Below are 19,709 nucleotides of genomic sequence, written 5' to 3'. Positions count from 1 at the left end.
TGGACATTCGTGATCATCGATCCTGCACAACAAACGAGCAAGGAAAATTATAAACTGCTGATCGGCAGCGTGTTGCCGCGGCCGATTGCCTGGGTCTCATCCGTCTCGTCGGGCGGCGAGTTGAATTTGGCGCCTTTCAGTTTTTTTACAGTCGCTTCGCGCAATCCGCCGATGTTGATCTTTTCGATCGGTGAAGGGGTCGAGGCAAGGGCAGGGACAGTGAAAGACACCTTGACGAATATCCGGGAGCGGGGCGAGTTTGTCGTCAATATCGTTTCCGCACCACTCGCGAATGAAATGGCGAGAAGTGGCGAGCATGTCGCGCCGGACGTCGATGAATTCGCATACGTAGGATTGACGCCTGTGTCATCTGAAGTGGTTTCAGTGCCGCGCGTGAAAGAATCTCCCGTCAGCATGGAATGTGAGCTGGTGCAGGTCATTCCGCTTGGCGACGATCATCTCGTCATCGGCAAAGTGCTGCGTTATCACATCCAGGATGAATTATATGACAAGGGACGGATCGATACGAAAAAGCTCGCGCCGATCGGTCGGCTTGCCGGGAACTATTCGCCTGTAGAATCGATGTTTTCGTTGCCGAATGAGCATTTGGAGGAATATCTGCGGCCGCCGGTAGATAAAGACCGGGAGTAGCCGCGACCACGGGGAGGGATGCTTCATGGCCTTGCAAATTGAACATGTCAGTTTCGAACGTTTGCGGCGGGAACATTTGCCGCTACTCTACGAATGGATCACGAAAGAACCGCAGATCAACCGTTTTTGGGGGTACAGCTATAATGGTACTTATGGGGAATTCGTTCGTGAATTTGTCGGCAGCATCAAAGGGAAAGATCCCACTGAACCATACCTTATCTATTATCTGGAAGAACCGATTGGCTATATCCAGACATTCCGCTGGAGTGATTATCCGGGCAGCGAACAGTTTACGGAATTGCAGCGCGCGGCAGGGCTTGATATTCTCATCGGCAGGCCTGCCTACCGCGGCCAGGGCTTCGGGCAAGCGATCATCCGCCGCTTTCTGGAAGAAGTGGTGTTCTGCGACGGATCGGTGACGTGCTGCGTCACCGATCCCGATATCCGCAACAAGCCGGCAATCCGTGCTTACGAAAAAGTCGGGTTTGAAATCGTCCGGCGTGTGGAGGAAGTATCGGAAATCACCCGGCCGGTGTGGTTCATGCGCGTCGGTCGCCAGCAGTTGAAACAGAAGAAACCCTAGCCATTGTTGGCTAGGGTTTTAATTTTTGTTCGGCATCGCGGATTGCCTGTTCCATGAAGCGCACCGGATGGTCGAGCATACGCCCGTGCCCGACGGCGAGGAAACTGGGCTGCAGCAAGGTCAATTTTTTGGCGCTGTCGAGTGCTACATGTTTGTCCCATGTCGCCATCGCCGGGAACGGGAACAGCGGCTTGAATGTCCCGGAAACTGCGGTGCCTCCGCGTGTCTGAAAAGCATCTCCTGCGATGAGGACGCCAGTGCGTCTATCGAAAAAGGAAATGGAGCCCGGAGAATGCCCAGGGGACAGAACGACTTCGAGCGAACCGACCCGGTCGCCTTCTTGCAGCAGGCGGTCGGGAGTTGTCTGGATATTTTTCGGGATCCCGCCTTTGACAGGTTTGCCCCCGTCTTCAGGAGAAGCGCTTTTATCCCCTGAGAGGATTTTCGCTTCCCTTTCCGAGACGGAAACTTGCGCTTCGGGGAACTGTTTTTTCAAAGCATCGAGTGCGCCGACGTGATCGATATGGGCATGCGTCAGCGCGATTTCTGTAATCGGTTTGCCTATGGTTTTTGCGGCCAGCGCGATGTCCCTGGCTGCGAAACCCAAAGCGCAATCGACGAGCGTCAAGCCTTCCTGTTCTTCGACCAAATAACAATTTACCGGAAACACTGTAGGCATAAAAGCCAGTTGATAAACATTCTGCACTTTCTTGACCTGCATGACCGCCAACTCCTTTTGGATGATTACTGCCATTTTATCGCAATCGGCTGATGAAATGAAGGCGGGGGGGCAAATAGTTGTGCAGGAAACAAAGCTGGCGCATAATGTCCGTAGGTTGGTTTTTAACGGAGGAGGAAAATCTGTTGGTTAAGTTAAAAGGCGTAGTGCCTGTCATGCGTAACCTGAAGGAATTTGAACGGCTGCTTGCCAGTGACCAGGAGACCATCATTTTCCTGGAAGTCCGGCTTGCACAGCTCAAGCCGCTTGTCGCGGCTGCCAAGAAGGCAGGCAAGAAAGTCATCTTGCATGCCGATTTGATCCAAGGCTTGAAAACGGATGCTTACGGCATTGAGTATTTGGTCCGTGAAGTGAAACCGGATGGCATCGTCTCGACAAGAAGCAATGTCATCGCTCTTGCGAAGAAAAATAAATTGACGACGATCCAGCGATTGTTCCTGCTCGACAGCCATGCGCTCGAACATAATTTAAGCTTGATCGATCAAGTAAAACCCGATTACATCGAATTATTGCCGGGGCTCATTCCGTCAATCATCAAAGAAGTGCACGAACGGACCGGCATCCCCATCATTGCTGGCGGCTTGATCCGCACAAGGGAAGATATCGAACTTGCATACCAAGGCGGGGCGGAAGCCGTCTCGACATCCCAGCCAGAACTGTGGGATACCTGATTTTGTAAAGCCCATTCATCGGCGATCGCTCTTCAGAAAGGGTGCGTGCCGATTTTTTTCAATTTCCATCACTCCCAGATAAGCCCCAATTAATTGTTGACAGCGTTTTCAAAAACTGCTAAATTGATTTTACAAGTTAAGGACCGTGCAGGAGAAAAGAGATCCCAATTTTTTTGTGGCTAGTCCTTGATTATACATGGAGATTCTGCTGGAAAGCGTACCTTGTCCTTCGGCAGGTTCGATAAAAGCGGGAAATCTGAAAAAGGGGTGTAGGGAAAATGACAATGTTTTTAGCGGAATTAATCGGTACAATGATTCTCATCATTTTTGGTGCGGGTGTTGTAGCAGGTGTGGTTTTAAAAGATTCAAAAGCGGAGAACGCAGGATGGATCGTCGTCACGATCGCTTGGGGGCTTGCGGTAACAATGGGTGTTTATGCAGTCGGGAATTTTTCAGGAGCGCATTTGAATCCAGCAGTCACATTAGGCTTTGCGTTTGTCGGTGAATTTCCATGGTCGCAGGTGCCGGTTTATATTGCCGCACAAATTCTTGGGGCCATTATCGGTGCTGTTATTGTCTTCTTCAACTATCTTCCTCATTGGGACAGAACAAAGGAAGCTGAATCGAAACTTGCTGTGTTCGCAACGATTCCAGCGATACGCCGCCCGTTTTCCAACTTGATCAGTGAAATCATCGGGACTTTCGTTTTGGTCATGGGCTTGTTGTTCATTGGCGCCAATGATTTTACGGAAGGCTTGAACCCATTGATTGTCGGCGCACTCATCATCGCGATCGGCATGTCGCTCGGCGGCACGACAGGATACGCGATCAACCCTGCTCGTGATTTGGGGCCGCGTATTGCCCACGCTTTGTTGCCGATTCCAGGAAAAGGCCCATCTGACTGGAGCTATGCTTGGGTGCCGATTGTGGGGCCTGCATTTGGCGGTATTTATGGGGCAGTGTTCTATAAAGCGATCTTTACAGGAGATTTCGGCTTGCCGTTCTTTGCATTGAGTTTAGTGCTCGTCCTGGTATTTATCGGGGCAGCCAGTGTAGAATTGAAAAATGGCCGAGTGAAAGCCAAGCAATTAAGAGAAAAAACCATTTCATAAGTTAGCGGAGGAGATTCCAGTGAGTAAAAAATATATTTTATCGATCGACCAAGGAACAACCAGTTCCCGGGCGGTCCTGCTGAACCATGCCGGCGAGATAGTCGGGACAGGCCAGCAGGAATTCCAGCAATTTTTCCCGAAACCGGGTTGGGTCGAGCATGACGCCAATGAAATTTGGACTTCGGTCCTGGCGTGCATCGCAGAAGTATTGCGCAAAACAGACGTCGACCCATCCGAAATTTCAGGCATCGGCATCACCAACCAACGTGAAACGACGGTCGTCTGGGATCGCAATACCGGCAAGCCGATCTATAAAGCGATTGTTTGGCAATCGCGCCAGACAGACGGCATCTGCAATGAATTGAAAGACCAGGGATTGAACGATACATTCCGCAAGAAGACCGGCCTTTTGATCGACGCGTACTTCTCAGGCACGAAAGTGAAATGGATTCTCGACAATGTCGAAGGTGCAAGAGAAAAAGCGGATAACGGCGATTTGATGTTCGGCACGATCGATACATGGCTCGTCTACCGCTTGTCTGGCGGTTCGACGCATATCACGGATTACAGCAACGCATCCCGTACGCTCATGTACAATATTCATGATCTTGAGTGGGATGATGAACTGCTCGATATCCTGACAGTGCCGAAGAGCATGCTGCCGGAAGTTCGCCAGTCATCTGAAATTTATGCACATACCATCAATTATCATTTCTTTGGCCATGAAGTGCCGATCGCAGGAATCGCAGGCGATCAGCAGGCAGCCTTGTTCGGCCAAGCGTGCTTCGAAAAAGGCATGGCAAAAAACACTTACGGAACTGGATGCTTCATGTTGATGAATACCGGTGAGAAAGCAGTCGAATCCGAACATGGCTTGCTGACGACACTCGCTTGGGGCGTCGATGGCAAAGTCGAATATGCACTCGAGGGCAGTATTTTCGTCGCAGGTTCGGCCATCCAATGGCTGCGCGACGGCCTGCAAGTCATCGAGACGGCACCGGAGAGCGAACAGTTCGCACAACAAGTAGACTCGACGGACGGTGTCTACATGGTACCGGCATTTGTCGGGCTCGGCACTCCGTACTGGGATACTGATGCAAGAGGCGCTGTATTCGGCTTGACACGCGGCACGACAAAAGCACATTTCATTCGTGCGACGCTTGAGGCGCTCGCATATCAGACAAAAGACGTTGTAGATGTTATGATAGAAGATGCAGAGATTGAATTGAAGACTTTGCGCGTCGATGGCGGTGCAGTCGGCAACGATATGCTGATGCAATTCCAATCGGATTTGCTTCACGTACCTGTTGAACGCCCACGCATCCAAGAAACAACGGCGCTCGGGGCTGCTTACTTGGCAGGCCTCGCTACAGGATTCTGGAAAGACAAAGACGAGATTGCCGCACAATGGCAGCTTGATAAAACTTACGAGCCGGAAATGTCCGACGAAACAAGCGAGCGACTGTATACAGGCTGGCAGAATGCGGTAGCCGCGACTCGTACATTCAAGCCCGTCGACTAAACTTACAAGTTAATCACCGAGAGATAAATGGCCGGAGACGAGGAGAGACCATGCCAGTACAGCAGATGCGAATCTGCGGCTGTGTACAGGTCTCTCTTTTTAATATGGAATATATTGGAAAAGGAGTCGGTTAAGAATGAAATTCTCAAGCTTAAAACGTACAGAAACTTATGGACAAATGAAACAGGCGCCACTTGATGTATTGATCATCGGTGGCGGTATTACAGGAGCAGGGATCGCGCTCGATGCCGCAGCACGCGGCGTTCGTGCAGGCGTCGTGGAAATGCAGGATTTCGCAGCAGGAACCTCAAGCCGTTCGACGAAACTCGTGCACGGCGGTTTGCGCTACCTCAAGCAATTTGAAGTGAAGATGGTCGCGGAAGTCGGCAAAGAACGCGAAATCGTTTATGAAAACGGACCGCACGTCACGACACCTGAATGGATGATGCTGCCGTTCCACAAAGGCGGCACATTCGGTCCACTCAGCACAAACGTCGGCCTCCGTGTCTATGATTACCTGGCAGGGGTTAAAAGAAGCGAACGCCGCCAAATGTTCTCACGTGAAGAAGCGCTCCGCCGCGAACCACTCGTAAAACAAGATGGTTTGAAGGGCGCTGGGTATTACGTTGAATACAAAACGGACGATGCACGCTTGACAATGGAAGTTATGAAAAAAGCTGTTGAAAAGGGCGCACTTGCGATGAACTATGTGAAAGTGAAAGGTTTCCTTTACGACAACGGCAAAGTGGTCGGCGTGGTAGCGGAAGACCAGCTTGACGGCACAATCCACGAAATCTTCGCAAAAAGAATCGTCAATGCAGCTGGCCCTTGGGTCGACACATTGCGTGAAGAAGACAAATCGAAAAAAGGCAAGACCTTGCAGCTGACGAAAGGGATCCATTTGGTATTCGACCAATCGCGCTTCCCGCTCAAGCAAGCGATTTATTTTGACATGCCGGACGGCCGTATGGCATTCGCCATCCCGCGCCAAGGCAAAGTTTATGTCGGTACGACCGATACAGTATACAAACAAGATATCGCGCACCCAACGATGACGACAGAAGACCGTGACTACGTTTTAGAAGCTGTTAACTTCATGTTCCCGGACGTGGCGATTACAGCTGCGGATATCGAATCCAGCTGGGCAGGATTGCGTCCGCTGATCCACGAAGAAGGCAAGGACCCATCCGAGATTTCCCGTAAAGACGAAATCTTCGTATCGGATTCCGGCTTGATTTCAATCGCAGGAGGCAAGCTCACCGGTTACCGTAAAATGGGCGAAAGCATCATGGATCTAGTCACCAAGCAACTGCAAGAGGAATACGGCACGGCTTTCAAGAAAGTATCCACGAAGAAAATGGCGCTTTCCGGCGGGGAGGTCGGCGGATCGAAAGGCTTTAAAGCATTCAAAGCTGATCGCATGAAACGAGCGGCCGAATTCGGTCTCACGGAAGACGCAATGGAATTGCTCGTCAACCGCTACGGCGCGAACGTCGACCATGTATTGCGCCATTATACAGACGGGTTGGCTGAGGCTGCTGAGCATAATCTCGATCCACTCGTCTATGCAATGCTGCAATATGGCATCGAATCGGAAGCTGTGTGCAAGCCGGTCGATTTCTTCATCCGCCGTACAGGCGCGTTGTATTTCGATATCCACTGGGTGCATGCCCATAAAGAAGCCGCTGCGGATTACATGGCAGGCGTATTCAACTGGACAGCCCAACAGAAAACGCGTTATACGGAAGAGTTGGAAATCCTTCTTCACGAAGCTGTTATTCCAACCCCAGTTTCTGAATTAAGTAAATAAGTGCTAATTGCTGTAACAGTTCCTTGTCATCCATTTGACAAGGAACTGTTTTTTTGATTAAAAAAATAAAACTTATGCCATTAGTGCTAAAAGATGGGTTTCGAAGGGTAGAGATTAATATCCATTTTTTATCGAAATTCAAAAGAATTTTTACATTGTCTAGGCATTTGTCAGGAAAGGTCGTATAATTTTTGTAAATAACTATTTGAATTATCAGAAAATATAAGGTGGAAAGACTATGGGAATGTGAGGGGAATGACCATGAAACAGACAACTACAGTATTGGCGGGTGATCGGCATTGGCACAACGGCGCAAGCGCAGGGACCGACAGAAAACCCGGCAGACCGGGTCATCGTTAAATTGCGGGAACAAGCCGCTATGGAAGGTGCAGCTGCTGCACAGAAAGTCGCAACAGCGAAAACAGGCGAGGGGCAAATCGTCACACTCGAAGTGCCGCAAGGGCAGAGCGTGGACTCGTTTATGGCGGAGCTTTCCAAGCAAGGGAATATTGAATACGTCGAGCCAGACCATCGAGTGGAATTGGCCGCCATACCGGGCGACCCGTTTTACGCAGGGTATCAATATCACCACCGGCTCATCGGTTCAGAATCCGCCTGGGATAAGACGACCGGGAAAGCCGATGTCCTTGTGGCGATAATCGATGATGGATTTGACTTGCTGCATCCCGATCTGAAAGGGCGCATCGTTTCCCCGTACAATATCATCACAGGAAAACCTGGAAGCGTCAGTGTAGAGATCCACGGGACACATGTAGCCGGGCTTATCGCCGGCAACATGGACAATGAATTATTCGGTGTTGGCGTGGCACCGTCGACGAGCATCATGCCGATTGATGTATTCGATGGCGAGGATGGCTTTATCTCGGACGTTGCCGCTGGCGTTTATCATGCAGTCGATAACGGGGCTGACATCATCAACATGAGCCTGGTGGCATATTCCGACACGAACGTCCTGAGAGAAGCTGTGCAATATGCGCATTCCAAAAACGTTCTCGTCGTGGCAGCAGCCGGCAACGATGGCATCAGTTCCCCTTACTACCCAGCAGCATATCAAGAAGTGCTATCCGTCGCTTCAACTGATGCTGCGGACAAGCGCTCGGATTTCTCGAATTTCGGCAAAACGATCGATATCGCTGCGCCGGGAACAGGCGTTTTTTCCATATTCCCTGATGAATCATTCGGTGGAATGGACGGAACTTCCATGTCCACGCCGATTGTCTCGGGGGCTGCAGCGCTGCTGAAGGCGAATGAACCGAAACTCAGCAATACCGACATCGCAGGGCGTTTGATGCTGACTGCAAAAGATCTTGGGACGGCTGGAAAAGATGTCTATTACGGCCATGGCCGCCTTAATATAGACCGTGCATTGACTTTGGATGCAAGCCATTGGTCGGACCGATTGGCTGGTTCCAGCCGCTATGACACGGCGGTTGCCATTTCCAAAGCCGGATGGAGCGCCGCTTCGACAGTGATCATTGCGACAGGCACTGACTTTCCTGATGCATTGGCAGGCGGTCAAGACGCCCCCATCCTGCTGACAAAAGGGGATGCCCTCCACCCGGCAGCAGCAGCTGAAATCCGTCGTTTGAAGCCTGGCAAAGCCATTCTTCTCGGCAGCAACGGTGCGTTATCGGCAACTGTTGAACAGCAAGTGGGCCAGCTAGTGAATAGCGTAGATCGCATCGGCGGCAAGACGCGCTACGAGACGGCCGCCCTGATCGCTAAAAAGATTACGAGTGACCGGGCAGTCGTCTCCAACGGCCAAAATTTCCCGGATGTTCTTTCCGTTTCCCCTTATGCAGCTAAAAATGGCATCCCGATTTTGCTGACACGGACGGGCACATTGCCGGCAGAAACGAAAGCTGCCCTAGCCGGTAAAGGTTCGACGATTGTCACCGGAGGCACGAGCGCGGTCAGCAATGCCGTCATGGCCCAATTGCCTGGCGCTAAGCGGTACGGTGGAACCAGCCGCTACGATACCGGCAAGTTGATCAACCAAGGCTTGCCGATGGGGAAACAGAAAGCCTTTATCGCCACCGGCACGAACTTCCCAGACGCTTTAGCGGGATCGGTACTTGCGGCTAAAAAAGACGCACCGATTTTATTGACCGCAGCGAACTCGATTCCTTCGCCGACGAAAAGTTTGCTTCCTTCGTATCCGGGGTATTCAATCTTCGGCAGCAAAGGCGCTATCACGCCAGATGTGAAGTTTGAAGTTGATTTGCAATTAAAATAAACGGAAAAGCCGCTTTTCTAAGCGGTTCCTCCAAAAATATTCCCTGCCTTTACATATCTTTAGGGATTTCAGGGTAAAGGGAGTTATCAGGCGGCATAAGCCGCAGCAGCTACTGTATTGGAGGATGAAAAGATGAGAAAGATGAACCGCGGAATGATCACGTCACTCGGGGCGATCGGCATCGCACAAGGATTGAAAATCGTCACGCATAAAGTGGTGGCAGGGAAATGGGATTGGCAGCAAGCGTTTACGACTGGCGGGATGCCGAGTTCCCACTCAGCAGGAGTGTCGGCACTCGCCGCATACGTCGCTTCCAATAAAGGTGCACGCCATACGGAAACGGCACTAGCGGTCGTGTTCGGCGCCATCGTCATGTACGACGCGCAAGGCATACGCCGCCATACAGGCGAAATTGCACGTCTGGTCAACGACCTCGAGGACAGCTTCACGAAAATTTCCGGGGAGTTTCCGAGCTTTGAATTTGTGGAGCGCGATAAAGAGTTGAAGGAATTACTCGGTCATCAGCCGATCGAAGTAGCCGCAGGAGCTGCATTCGGCACCTTGCTTGGCATCATTGCCGCTAAGATCGAGAACCGTGAACGTGATTTGGAGCAGCAAAAACGGCTGCCATACAATGGGCGCATGACCCGTGCAGATTACAGATAAGGAAAAACCGCTATCACAGCGGTTTTTTTCTTTGCGCTGAAAACTGAATGTAAAGTTTGTTAAGTGTTAGTGAAGACTGTCGCCAAAGGGGTTACGAAGACGGACAAATCGGTTAGCCTAGGAGTGAAAGCAGACCAATTCGAAGGAGGAAGATCATTTGAAGATTTCTGCTCTGAACATTTCACTTTCGGCGCTCGCTTTTGGTATGGTATTCATGGCACATTTCGAACCGGTGACGTTTGCAAGCGAGAATTCAACAGGCGGCAAAAAGCACGAACCGGGGCGCGAAGTGATTGAACGTTTGGGCCCTCATGGCGATGTGGAACAAGAATTGGAACAGCTAGAACAGCACGTAGACAGTCAAGAGACATTGACGATCGACGAGTATCAGGAGATTCAGGGGCAGTTGGATGAACTGCTGCAGCGTGTCAACGAACAAGCGAAAGCAAGCGGAAAAGCCGATGCCCAGCTATTCAGTGACGTGTTGGTACTGCAGGAAGCGGTCACAGGGATCGATGTCCGCTGAACTTGTTGAAGCGTGCAATAGAAGCAAGTACTGGAAGCGATGCCGATGCATTGCTTTTTTGATAGAAAAACATCGAAAAAAGAGGGATAAAGCCGATACAGCTTGTGGCTGAACCGGGTTGCTGTTCAGTACCACCGATGAAAAATGAGCACAAGAAAACAGGAGTCCCGTATATAGCGGACTCCTGTTTTTCTATGCTCAATAAGCGCCTTGTGAATAGGTAAGTTCATAGCTATGCGTATAAATTTCGAAAATATTGCCGAATGGATCTTCGACGTAAACCATTTTATAAGGCTTATCATCCGGATAGTATTCACGGATCGGCATCCGTTGCTTGCCACCGTGCTGTTTGATTTTTTCCACCAACTCTTCAATATTTGGGTCCTGTATGCAGAAATGGAAAATACCTGTTTTCCAATACTCAAAGTTATTCTCGGGTTTTTCATTTTGCGGGAATTCAAAAAGTTCGACTCCAACTTTGTCTCCTGTGGCGAGATGGGCAATCCGGAACTGCTTCCAGTCATTTCCGAAGACGTCCCGGCACATCTGGCCGATGGCGGTGTCGTCATTGTAGACAGGTGCTGGCTCCATGATCGTGTACCAGCCGAGTACTTCGGTATAAAATTCTACTGCTTTGTCGAGATCTGGAACAGATAAGCCGATATGGGAAAAGCTTCTTGGGTATGGCATCATTTGATGATTCCTCCTTTGTTTGGTTGACAGCTTCAGTATGGGGGATTACTCTTCTAGTGAACAGTATGCACTTTTTCGAGAGGTGCTACCTAAAAGGGAAGTAGGGAACGAAATGGACGAGCTGCTGAATGTGGACGAGCACGGAAAATTGAAGTGTTCCATCGAATATACACTTCAAAAAATCGGAGGGAAATGGAAGCCAGTCATCCTTTGGCATTTGGCGTATGATGGCATTCATCGTTATGGTGAGCTGAAAAAGCTGATGCCAGGCATTACCCATAAAATGCTAAGCCAGCAATTAAAAGAATTGGAGCAGGATAAGCTGATCGTGCGGAAGCAATTTAACGAAATGCCCTTGAAAGTGGAATACTCTATCTCCGAGAAAGGCGTCTCATTGAAGCCTTTATTAAAGGAAATGCATGATTGGGGCAGCGGGCAAGAAGACTAGCCTCGTTGCATTAGAAGTTGAACTTCACTCAAGCTATGTTCACTCGTTTAAAAAGAGTGTTTTTGCATGCCTTAAGTCATGGCTTAATATTGTTTTTGGTGTTCTGAATTTTGAATTTTATTACCAATTGAGGACAATATATTACAAAGGCAACCTAAGGTGGAGGTTTGGCGTTCTAAGGTTTATAATGAAGAAAATTCGGGGATGAATAATGTCCGGCAGGAGGTACAGCTATGAAATGCACAAAATGTGGCACGATGAATGATGAGTCTGCAAAGTTCTGTGATAATTGCGGAGCGCCACTTGCCACAAGAAAGCAACGCAAACCGAAGCGCAATAAATTCGTTTATGCGCTCGTGTTGTTAGCCGTGTTATTGGGGCTTGGATTTGGACTAGGGCAACTATTGAGTGATGAACAACCGGAAGTGGCATTGCCGCAGGAAGATACCGAGGCTTCCGAGGAAGTGCCTGAAGAGGTGCCTGAGGAAGAACCGGTGGAAGAAGAACCGGTGGAAGAAGAAATGCCGGTAGAAGAGCCGGAAACGCAAGTATCATCTGAAGAACCGGTAGAAGGCACGGTGACGAAAGCAGAAAATATCACCCATCCTTCTGACCAGGAAGAGAAAGTCGAGCCGAAGAAAAAAGACAAGACGGCTGTCATTAAAGGTGCACAAACACGCGTCTACACGATTTTGACTGAAGGCGGCCAAGGTTCTGGGTTCTTGTTCACGGAAACGGGCATGGTCGTGACCAACGCTCACGTTGTGTCAGGATATACAGATGTCATTGTGCGCAATATCAATGGGCAGGACCATGAAGGAACCGTCGTCGGTATTTCAGCTGAATCCGACATTGCCTTGATCCAAGTAAATGATTTAACGGGCATCGAGCCTTTGGAAGTGGAAATGGCAGCAACCGATGTCGGTACGGAAGTCATCGCGCTTGGCAGCCCGTCCGGTTTTGAAAATACCGCGTCTATGGGTTATTTGACTGGCATCGACCGTGATTTCTACCAGGAATTCACGTATGAAAATATCTACCAGATCGATGCTGCACTTGCGCCGGGATCAAGTGGCGGTCCGCTTCTTGACGCAGGTACAGGAAAAGTCATCGGCATCAACTCACTGCTATTCCCTGAAGGGGATTCAATCGGATTCTCCATCCCGCTCTATTCGATGTATGACCAATTGGATGCATGGGCGAAAAATCCGATGAGCCGTGAAGCGGTCGCCAAGATTTTCCCGGTCTACGACGATTTTGACAGCAGCTACGAAGACGAAAACTACGAATTCGATTACAGCACAACACATGAATTCACGGAAGAATCATTGACGGAATTTGTCGTGAGCTACCAGGAATTTTACGAACTGGCATTGCAGGAAGAAGATTTCTATTATGTCCAGAACCTGCTGGTCTATCAAAGCGATATCTACAATAGCATGATTGAGTATATCGACCAAATTGCTGGCAAAGACATGGAACATATTTTCAACAAGCTTGATATCACCAATATTGAAATCAAGGAAGACCATGCCCTCGTTTATACAGAAGAAGCGTTTGAATTCAAGGACGCGGAAGGCAATTGGTCGGTGCAGGAACGCACGAAAGTGTATACAATTGTCATGGATGATTACGGATTCTTCTATATTTCCGATATCGTCAATGTGGAATAATGAAAAGCCCTGAATGCAGATTCAGGGCTTTTTAAATGAATGCAAAAAGAGAACCGGGAATAATGAAAAGCCCTGAATGCAGATTCAGGGCTTTTTAAATGAATGCAAAAAGACCGCAGCCTCCCGAAAGGAAGCTGCGGTCTTTCGTTTAGCTGCTCGAGATGAGGTCAGCTACGAGAATATAGCGTTCTGGCGCATAGCCGACGAAATCAAAAGGATAGCACGTCGAGACCGTCAACGTCGCCCTCGGTTTCGGGACGATGACAGTGCGGTCGTCTTCATCGACGATGCGCACTTGGCGGACGCGGTAAGTAAACGTGCCATCAGCGGTATTAACGATGAATTCATCGCCTTTGCCGACTTTTCCGAGTTCCCGGAACACCGTATCGCGATGACCTGACAAGACTGAGTTATCGGATTGACCAGGCAAGACGCTGTCTGCATAATGGCCAACGCCTTTCTCCAATTCGTCTTCATCGGTGCCATGGATAATTGGCAGGCTGGCCTCGAGTTTCGGGATGATGAGTTCGCCCATCAAGTCGCCGATTTGTGGATCTGTCGGATACTGGATGTCTTTCGGGAGTTGGGCTGCTTCTTCAGTTTCTTTGGTTTCTTTAGTTTCTTCGATTGGAGCCTGTGGGGATTCATTCGGCGCAGCATCGGGTAATGAAACTTCAGCGTTTGTCGTCTGCAGTTTGGGCGCAAAGTCCTCTGCGGAGACTGAATCAGCTTTGTATAGAAAATAGCCTTTCGCGAAAGTGGCAGCCTGTGTGCCGCTGAACCATAGGCCAAAGACGATCATTCCGGCTGCCGCAATTGTCATCAACCAGGAAATTCGCTTTTTGTTCATGATGTGGGTTTCACCCGTGTGCGTCTGAACAACAAAGCACCGAATGCGATAAAGCCCAGCCCGATAGCCGCATTTTGTGCGAAGTCACTGGCTGTTTTTGGCAGTTTTCCGCCTTTGACGGTTTGGTTCGTGTTATCAGCTGGCTTTTTAGGCGGCGGTATAACCGTCGGTGTGCTATTTTCCAATTCTTTTCCGGTATCGACAATGAGGTCTGATCCGAACATATCAGCGGTCAACAGGATATCTGCCAGAAAGTCGCCTTGCAAATTGTACAGCTCGATCAAAAGGTCATAACCATCTGTTGACTCAAGTGAAATAAGGGATTGGACGCTCATCTCTTTTTTCTCATCGCCTTTGACGAAATAATACTTGGCTTCCATTTCGAAAAGTTCCATGAATTCGTCATAGATTGACAAGAGTTCCGCGATTTGTTCGGCGGATAATTCGGTCACCGTGGAGAATTCCTCGATCGCCATCATGCGCTCGCTGAGTTCCATCAAGCGTTCTTCAAATTGCGGGTTCGTATAATCGAGTGTTTCAAAATGTTGGGCGAGACGCTCAAGTTCTTGTTCGGTTACGCCAAATTCAGCGAATACGCCCTCCAAATCCATGTCAAACAGCCAGTCTTCCTGATAGAACATGATGGAGCTCTCCAAGTCCTCGATGAATTCGTAATTGGCGATTGAATCATCGAATAAGTTAAGGAATTCCTCCAGTTCTTCTTTGGAAGCAAAGCCGAAATCCTCAAGCAATAAAGCTAAGTTCGCTTCGGTGAACGGTGTCCAATCTTCTTGATAGGTCAAATAGAAGTCTACCGATTCTTCCAGTTCTTCCATGAAAATAATGAAGTCCCCGTCCAATACATCTACACCTGCATCGAGATCGCCGAACTCTTCCAGCAGGCCGTTCAATTCATCGCGTGTCAGCTCATATGTATCCACAATTTGTGCAATGCCGTCTTCCGTTAGCGGTGTGCCGAGATCGGTAGAAGAATAAAAGTCATCCAGTGTCCAGCCTTTACTCTCTAGATAAATGATGTAATCCGCTTTTTCCCAGCCGATTTCGGCCAACAAGCGGTTAAAGCCACGGTCATCCTCTGAAATGGCGAACGCCGGAACTGTTCCGATCGCAAGAGCCAGTAAGAGGGAAGTAATAAGTGTTAACGCACCTTTCATTTGAATCCTCCTATATGTGAAATAAATGGAATATCTAGAATAGTATAGTCTTGAATCATGACTTTTAGAATAGGTCTATTAGATTATAACTTGCTTTTCCTTCCATGAAACTGCTGGATTTTTAAAGATAAAAGAAGTAATTGTTCGAATTGTCTTGCTTTTTAATTATTCATTATTGTATAGTCTATACAATAATGAATAAACGAGGTGAAAATATGCACCGACATTTACTAGTGCCAGACGCTATCGAAGAAGTCATGGCGATGCACGATGAAGATATCATCATCACTAACAGGGAAGGTCGCATCATCAAAGTGACGGAAATGAGCGGCTTGCATTATGGATTAGACCCCGCTGCCCTGCTTGGACGCTCGATCTATGAGTTGGAACGACAAGGCGTTTTTACGCCAGCGGTCACGCCGCTAGTCATTGAACGGAAGAAAAAGCTGGTGCTCGTCCAGGAAACAGCGACGGGCAAAAAGATGCTCATCACCGGGTTGCCGGTATTTGATGAACAGCGCGAAGTGGAATACGTCATCAGTTATTCGTATGAAGTATCGGAACTGATGATCATGAAAGAATATCTTGAATCGCTGGAAACAGAGATGGACCGTGTCAAAGGGGAGTTGGCGTATTTACGCGGCAGGCAATTGTCAGTCGACGGGGTCATCGCCCAAAGCGTACAGTCCGAACGTGCGCTGCGCAGTGCGTTGAAATTGGCAGAATACGATGCTTCTTTAGTAATCGAAGGCCCTCGGGGAACCGGAAAAAGTATGTTTGCCAAGCTCATTCACCAGCATAGCGCGAGAAAGGATGAAGCCTTTATCGAAGTTGATTGTGGCGCCATTCCGGAAACAATCTTCGTTGAATCATTTGAAGGCGAAGGCGGCTATTTCGGCCTGGCGCAAGGTGGGACGCTCGTTTTGAACGAAATTGACCAGCTATCAGGCCGTACGCAGTCGATGCTTGAAAAATTGCTTGCGGAAAAACGCGACATCCGGCTAATCGCCATCAGCGACACTTCATTGGAGGAACATATGCAGGAAGGAAGGTTCCGGGAGGCCCTATTTTACTTATTGCATGTCTCGCTGATTCAACTCTCAGGGCTGCGCGAACGGCCGGAGGATTTGGAAGCCTTTTTGACCCGGACAATCGATGAACTGGGGGATAAATATGGCGCTCGAAAAAAACTAACGGACCCGGCATATGTCCATTTGCTTCAACTGGATTGGAAAGGCAATTTCCGGGAAGTGCGCAATGTGCTGGAACGTGGCTATCTTGAAAGCGAGCACGGTGACATCTGCCTGGAAGACCTGCCGGCAAGTTACCGTCCCGCAAAAGATGAGCAAGTGGGCATTGAACTTGAAGGCCGCACACTGCCGCATTTGCTTGATGTAGTTGAGAAAAAAGTGTTGGAAAACGCCAAGAAACGCTACCGAACGACGACCGAAATGGCGGAAAGGCTTGGCATCAGCCAGCCCTCCGTCGTGCGCAAACTGAAAAAACATGCCATCGCAACAGGAAAGGATGAAGATTTATGACAACGAAACAAACACAGGACTGGATGGAAATGACGAACTCCATCGGCAATTTGTTGGCGCCGAGCATGGCGAAAGACCACCCGAATCTGCCGGTCGTAAAAGCGGAAGGCTGCTATTACTACGGGGCGGATGGGCGCACCTACCTGGATTTCACCTCAGGTATCGCGGTGGAGAATGTCGGGCATCGCCATCCGAAAGTCGTCCAGGCCATCAAAGACGGGGCGGACCATTTGATCCACGGTCCATCCGGCGTCATCATCTATGAATCGATCTTGAAGCTGGCATATGAACTCCAGCAGATCATGCCTGGGAAACTCGATAATTTCTTTTTTGCCAATAGCGGGACAGAAGCGATCGAAGGCGGCATCAAGCTTGCGAAATACGTCACGAAACGCCCGTACGTCGTGTCATTTACCGGCTGTTTCCATGGCCGCTCGATGGGTGCGCTCAGCGTGTCGACGTCAAAAAGCAAGTACCGCAAGCATATGCAGCCGTCTTGGCTGACCTACCAATTGCCCTATGCGCATCCGGATGATTTGCCGGAAGGTGCGGATCCGGCTGAGTTCTTCCCTGAAAAACTGGAGCGTGATATGGAAAAGCTGTTCAATCACCAAGTGACGCCTGAAGAAGTAGCTTGCATCATTTTAGAGCCGGTGCTCGGGGAAGGCGGCTATATCATCCCGCCAAAAGAATGGCTGGCGAAAGTGCGCGAAATCTGCGACCGCCACGGCATCCTATTGATATTCGATGAAGTACAGACCGGCTTCGGCCGCACCGGCAATTGGTTCGCTGCTCAGACTTTTGGGGTCACGCCGGACATCATGGCTGTCGCGAAAGGCATCGCCGCCGGACTCCCGCTCAGTGCGACGGTGGCATCGAAAGAATTGATGGATCAATGGCCGCTCGGCACGCATGGCACGACATTCGGTGGCAATCCACTCGCTTGTTCTGCGGCGCTTGCATCGATCGAAGTGCTGAAAGAAGAACGGCTATTGGAAAATGCGCAGACGCTCGGTGCTTATGCCCTAGAAGAGTTGGACAAGCTGAAGCAAAAACATCCAGCCATTCGCGAAGTGCGTGGCGTCGGGCTCATGATCGGCATTGAATTGATGGATCCAAAAACCAAGCGTCCTGACGGCGAAGCGGTCATGACAGTGTTGGATGATTGCCTGAAGCAAGGGGTGCTGTTCTATCTATGCGGCAATTCGGGAGAGGTTATACGGATGATCCCGCCGCTGACGGTCACTAAAGAACAGATTGATGAAGGCATCAAAGTACTGGACAAGGCATTGACGAACTTACAGTAACAAACGAAGGGGAATATACAAAAGGGGGAAACGTTCATGACCAGCATTCCAAAAGAGAAACAGGCTTTATCGCCATCTGCCACATGGAAATTCATTATCCCATCATTAATCGGGGCATTATTGTTTTTGGTGCCTGTGTCCTATGACGGGCAAATTACAATCGGGGTCGGCATTCTTGCCTCATTCCTGCTATCGACATTCGGGGAATGGATTCCTGGATTCATTCTGGTTTTACTTGGCTTCTCGGCATTCGCAGGTTTGGCGGCAACGGTCGCAAAACCCGGCATTATCCGAAATTCCGATATGCTTCGGCCGATTTTCATCGTCGGGCCCGTCAGCTTGGCAATCCGCTTTATCGGATTTGCGGTCGGCATCATGGCGTTTTATGAAGTCGGCCCGCAAGCCATCGCTTCCCGCAATACAGGCGGCGTCGTACTTTACGACCTCGCGCCGGTACTGTTGACTTGGTTCTTGTTTGCCGGCATCCTGTTGCCGCTTCTAGTCGAATTCGGCTTGATGGAGTTCGTCGGGACTTTGCTCAATAAAATCATGCGCCCGGTGTTCACATTGCCGGGACGTTCGTCAATTGATGCAATGGCTTCCTGGATGGGCGCTGCACCTGTCGGGGTATTGGTGACGATGAAACAATACGACGAAGGCTATTACACGAAACGCGAAGCTGCTGTCATTGCGACAACTTTCTCGATCGCTTCTGTTGCGTTCAGCCTAGTCGTCGCAAATGTCATCGGTATCGGTCACCTGTTCCTGCCGTTCTATTTGGCGGTTTCGGTCGCTTGCCTCGTCGCGGCGGTCATCATGCCGCGCATTCCGCCTTTGTCCCGTAAAACTGATACATACCGGGAAGGCGTCGGGAAACAAATCGACGACAGCGTTCCGGAAAATGTTTCTTTGGTCAAATGGGGATTTGAAGCCGCGCGCTTGAAAGCGAGTACGGCCGCAAGCGGCAAGAAACTGGCTCAGTCAGGCATCGGCACGGTCATGGATATCTGGCTTGGCTTGATTCCACTGGTCATGGCGCTCGGTACGGCTGCACTGGTCATCGCAGAATACACGCCGATTTTCCGCATCATCGCTTATCCGCTCATTCCATTGCTGACGCTTTTGGGCTTGCCGGAAGCGGCTGAAGCGGCGCCGACTTTACTGGTCGGATTTGCCGATATGTTCTTGCCGGCAGTGCTCGGCAGCGGCATCGAAAGCGATTTGACGAAATTCGTCATTGCCGGCATGTCGCTCACGCAATTGATTTATATGTCGGAAATCGGCATCTTGATCCTAAAATCGAATATTCCGGTGAAGTTCTGGGAATTGTTGGTCATCTTCTTGTTGCGCACAGCGATCACTTTGCCGATCATCGTTTTGTTCGCACATCTTTTCGTTTAAACAAAAGTCTCCGCCGTGGCGGAGGCTTTTTTGCTTTCTGGAAACAATGCTATACTCTCAAGTAAATGACTGCATTAATTAGGA

At 49.7% G+C, this 19,709-nt stretch carries 18 protein-coding genes; 14 read left to right on the top strand and 4 right to left on the bottom strand.

Features of this window, described 5'->3' with window-relative positions; genetic code table 11:
• Positions 1 to 9: 9 nt before the first annotated feature.
• Positions 10 to 651: a flavin reductase family protein gene (locus tag ON064_RS06785; RefSeq protein WP_274624184.1), complete on the top strand. Its 642-nt coding sequence runs from the start codon at positions 10 to 12 to the stop codon at positions 649 to 651.
• A gap of 25 nt (positions 652 to 676) precedes the next feature.
• Positions 677 to 1,234: a GNAT family N-acetyltransferase gene (locus tag ON064_RS06780; protein WP_274624183.1), complete on the top strand. Its 558-nt coding sequence runs from the start codon at positions 677 to 679 to the stop codon at positions 1,232 to 1,234.
• A 10-nt stretch (positions 1,235 to 1,244) separates the two neighbouring features.
• Here the strand turns inward: ON064_RS06780 and ON064_RS06775 are convergent, their stop codons facing one another.
• On the bottom strand, positions 1,245 to 1,955 hold the full coding sequence (locus ON064_RS06775; protein WP_274624182.1) for an MBL fold metallo-hydrolase: 711 nt from the start codon (positions 1,953 to 1,955) through the stop codon (positions 1,245 to 1,247).
• Positions 1,956 to 2,098: 143 nt separating this feature from the next.
• On the opposite strand from ON064_RS06775, the gene ON064_RS06770 reads away from it, so the two are divergent.
• The 7 genes from ON064_RS06770 to ON064_RS06740 all read left to right on the top strand — a co-directional run bounded on the left by ON064_RS06770 (position 2,099) and on the right by ON064_RS06740 (position 10,537).
• On the top strand, positions 2,099 to 2,644 hold the full coding sequence (locus ON064_RS06770; RefSeq protein ID WP_101190877.1) for a glycerol-3-phosphate responsive antiterminator: 546 nt from the start codon (positions 2,099 to 2,101) through the stop codon (positions 2,642 to 2,644).
• Positions 2,645 to 2,922: 278 nt separating this feature from the next.
• On the top strand, positions 2,923 to 3,756 hold the full coding sequence (locus tag ON064_RS06765) for an MIP/aquaporin family protein (RefSeq protein ID WP_274624181.1): 834 nt from the start codon (positions 2,923 to 2,925) through the stop codon (positions 3,754 to 3,756).
• A 19-nt stretch (positions 3,757 to 3,775) separates the two neighbouring features.
• The gene (gene glpK, locus ON064_RS06760; RefSeq protein ID WP_274624180.1) at positions 3,776 to 5,278 is read left to right on the top strand and encodes a glycerol kinase GlpK; all 1,503 of its coding nucleotides are present in this window, start codon (positions 3,776 to 3,778) and stop codon (positions 5,276 to 5,278) included.
• 136 nt (positions 5,279 to 5,414) lie between these two features.
• Complete coding sequence (locus ON064_RS06755) at positions 5,415 to 7,088, top strand: glycerol-3-phosphate dehydrogenase/oxidase (protein ID WP_274624179.1); 1,674 nt, start codon at positions 5,415 to 5,417, stop codon at positions 7,086 to 7,088.
• A 289-nt stretch (positions 7,089 to 7,377) separates the two neighbouring features.
• Complete coding sequence (locus ON064_RS06750; RefSeq protein ID WP_274624178.1) at positions 7,378 to 9,345, top strand: S8 family serine peptidase; 1,968 nt, start codon at positions 7,378 to 7,380, stop codon at positions 9,343 to 9,345.
• A gap of 132 nt (positions 9,346 to 9,477) precedes the next feature.
• The gene (locus tag ON064_RS06745; protein WP_058383242.1) at positions 9,478 to 10,011 is read left to right on the top strand and encodes a divergent PAP2 family protein; all 534 of its coding nucleotides are present in this window, start codon (positions 9,478 to 9,480) and stop codon (positions 10,009 to 10,011) included.
• Positions 10,012 to 10,168: 157 nt separating this feature from the next.
• Complete coding sequence (locus tag ON064_RS06740; RefSeq protein WP_274624177.1) at positions 10,169 to 10,537, top strand: hypothetical protein; 369 nt, start codon at positions 10,169 to 10,171, stop codon at positions 10,535 to 10,537.
• 198 nt (positions 10,538 to 10,735) lie between these two features.
• Here the strand turns inward: ON064_RS06740 and ON064_RS06735 are convergent, their stop codons facing one another.
• Positions 10,736 to 11,227, bottom strand: a complete 492-nt coding sequence (locus ON064_RS06735; RefSeq protein WP_274624194.1) for a lactoylglutathione lyase family protein — start codon at positions 11,225 to 11,227, stop codon at positions 10,736 to 10,738.
• Between the two features lie 115 nt (positions 11,228 to 11,342).
• Between ON064_RS06735 and ON064_RS06730 the strand changes: the two genes are divergently transcribed.
• Entirely contained in the window at positions 11,343 to 11,678 is a 336-nt protein-coding gene (locus ON064_RS06730) for a winged helix-turn-helix transcriptional regulator (protein WP_274624176.1), read from the top strand.
• 233 nt (positions 11,679 to 11,911) lie between these two features.
• Positions 11,912 to 13,351, top strand: coding sequence for a trypsin-like peptidase domain-containing protein (locus ON064_RS06725; RefSeq protein ID WP_274624175.1), 1,440 nt, complete (start codon positions 11,912 to 11,914; stop codon positions 13,349 to 13,351).
• A gap of 148 nt (positions 13,352 to 13,499) precedes the next feature.
• On the opposite strand, the gene ON064_RS06720 is transcribed toward ON064_RS06725, so the two are convergent.
• Both ON064_RS06720 and ON064_RS06715 read right to left on the bottom strand, forming a co-directional pair.
• On the bottom strand, positions 13,500 to 14,201 hold the full coding sequence (locus tag ON064_RS06720; RefSeq protein WP_274624174.1) for a class D sortase: 702 nt from the start codon (positions 14,199 to 14,201) through the stop codon (positions 13,500 to 13,502).
• Positions 14,198 to 15,376, bottom strand: coding sequence for a processed acidic surface protein (locus tag ON064_RS06715; protein ID WP_274624173.1), 1,179 nt, complete (start codon positions 15,374 to 15,376; stop codon positions 14,198 to 14,200). Before ON064_RS06715 ends, ON064_RS06720 begins: the two co-directional genes overlap by 4 nt.
• A 215-nt stretch (positions 15,377 to 15,591) precedes the next feature.
• Between ON064_RS06715 and ON064_RS06710 the strand changes: the two genes are divergently transcribed.
• The 3 genes from ON064_RS06710 to ON064_RS06700 are packed head-to-tail and all read left to right on the top strand — an operon-like array spanning position 15,592 to position 19,625.
• Positions 15,592 to 16,917, top strand: a complete 1,326-nt coding sequence (locus tag ON064_RS06710; RefSeq protein ID WP_274624172.1) for a sigma 54-interacting transcriptional regulator — start codon at positions 15,592 to 15,594, stop codon at positions 16,915 to 16,917.
• Complete coding sequence (locus tag ON064_RS06705) at positions 16,914 to 18,224, top strand: aspartate aminotransferase family protein (RefSeq protein ID WP_274624171.1); 1,311 nt, start codon at positions 16,914 to 16,916, stop codon at positions 18,222 to 18,224. The genes ON064_RS06710 and ON064_RS06705 overlap by 4 nt, the downstream gene beginning before the upstream one ends.
• A gap of 36 nt (positions 18,225 to 18,260) precedes the next feature.
• Positions 18,261 to 19,625: a YjiH family protein gene (locus ON064_RS06700; RefSeq protein WP_274624170.1), complete on the top strand. Its 1,365-nt coding sequence runs from the start codon at positions 18,261 to 18,263 to the stop codon at positions 19,623 to 19,625.
• Positions 19,626 to 19,709 lie beyond the last annotated feature (84 nt).

Source organism: Planococcus sp. A6, from assembly GCF_028823615.1.
In the GTDB taxonomy this organism is placed as follows: domain Bacteria; phylum Bacillota; class Bacilli; order Bacillales_A; family Planococcaceae; genus Planococcus.
The sequence above is the reverse complement of the archived record's forward strand: the minus strand, read 5'-3'. Positions and strand labels throughout refer to the sequence as shown.

Excerpts from the sequence above, each read along its gene's own strand:
- ON064_RS06780 (WP_274624183.1), top strand. The coding sequence starts at position 677 with ATGGCCTTGCAAATTGAACATGTCAGTTTCGAACGTTTGCGGCGGGAA.
- ON064_RS06775 (WP_274624182.1), bottom strand. The coding sequence starts at position 1,955 with ATGCAGGTCAAGAAAGTGCAGAATGTTTATCAACTGGCTTTTATGCCT.
- ON064_RS06765 (WP_274624181.1), top strand. The coding sequence starts at position 2,923 with ATGACAATGTTTTTAGCGGAATTAATCGGTACAATGATTCTCATCATT.
- ON064_RS06755 (WP_274624179.1), top strand. The coding sequence starts at position 5,415 with ATGAAATTCTCAAGCTTAAAACGTACAGAAACTTATGGACAAATGAAA.
- ON064_RS06745 (WP_058383242.1), top strand. The coding sequence starts at position 9,478 with ATGAGAAAGATGAACCGCGGAATGATCACGTCACTCGGGGCGATCGGC.
- ON064_RS06735 (WP_274624194.1), bottom strand. The coding sequence starts at position 11,227 with ATGCCATACCCAAGAAGCTTTTCCCATATCGGCTTATCTGTTCCAGAT.
- ON064_RS06730 (WP_274624176.1), top strand. The coding sequence starts at position 11,343 with ATGGACGAGCTGCTGAATGTGGACGAGCACGGAAAATTGAAGTGTTCC.
- ON064_RS06725 (WP_274624175.1), top strand. The coding sequence starts at position 11,912 with ATGAAATGCACAAAATGTGGCACGATGAATGATGAGTCTGCAAAGTTC.
- ON064_RS06720 (WP_274624174.1), bottom strand. The coding sequence starts at position 14,201 with ATGAACAAAAAGCGAATTTCCTGGTTGATGACAATTGCGGCAGCCGGA.
- ON064_RS06715 (WP_274624173.1), bottom strand. The coding sequence starts at position 15,376 with ATGAAAGGTGCGTTAACACTTATTACTTCCCTCTTACTGGCTCTTGCG.
- ON064_RS06710 (WP_274624172.1), top strand. The coding sequence starts at position 15,592 with ATGCACCGACATTTACTAGTGCCAGACGCTATCGAAGAAGTCATGGCG.
- ON064_RS06705 (WP_274624171.1), top strand. The coding sequence starts at position 16,914 with ATGACAACGAAACAAACACAGGACTGGATGGAAATGACGAACTCCATC.
- ON064_RS06700 (WP_274624170.1), top strand. The coding sequence starts at position 18,261 with ATGACCAGCATTCCAAAAGAGAAACAGGCTTTATCGCCATCTGCCACA.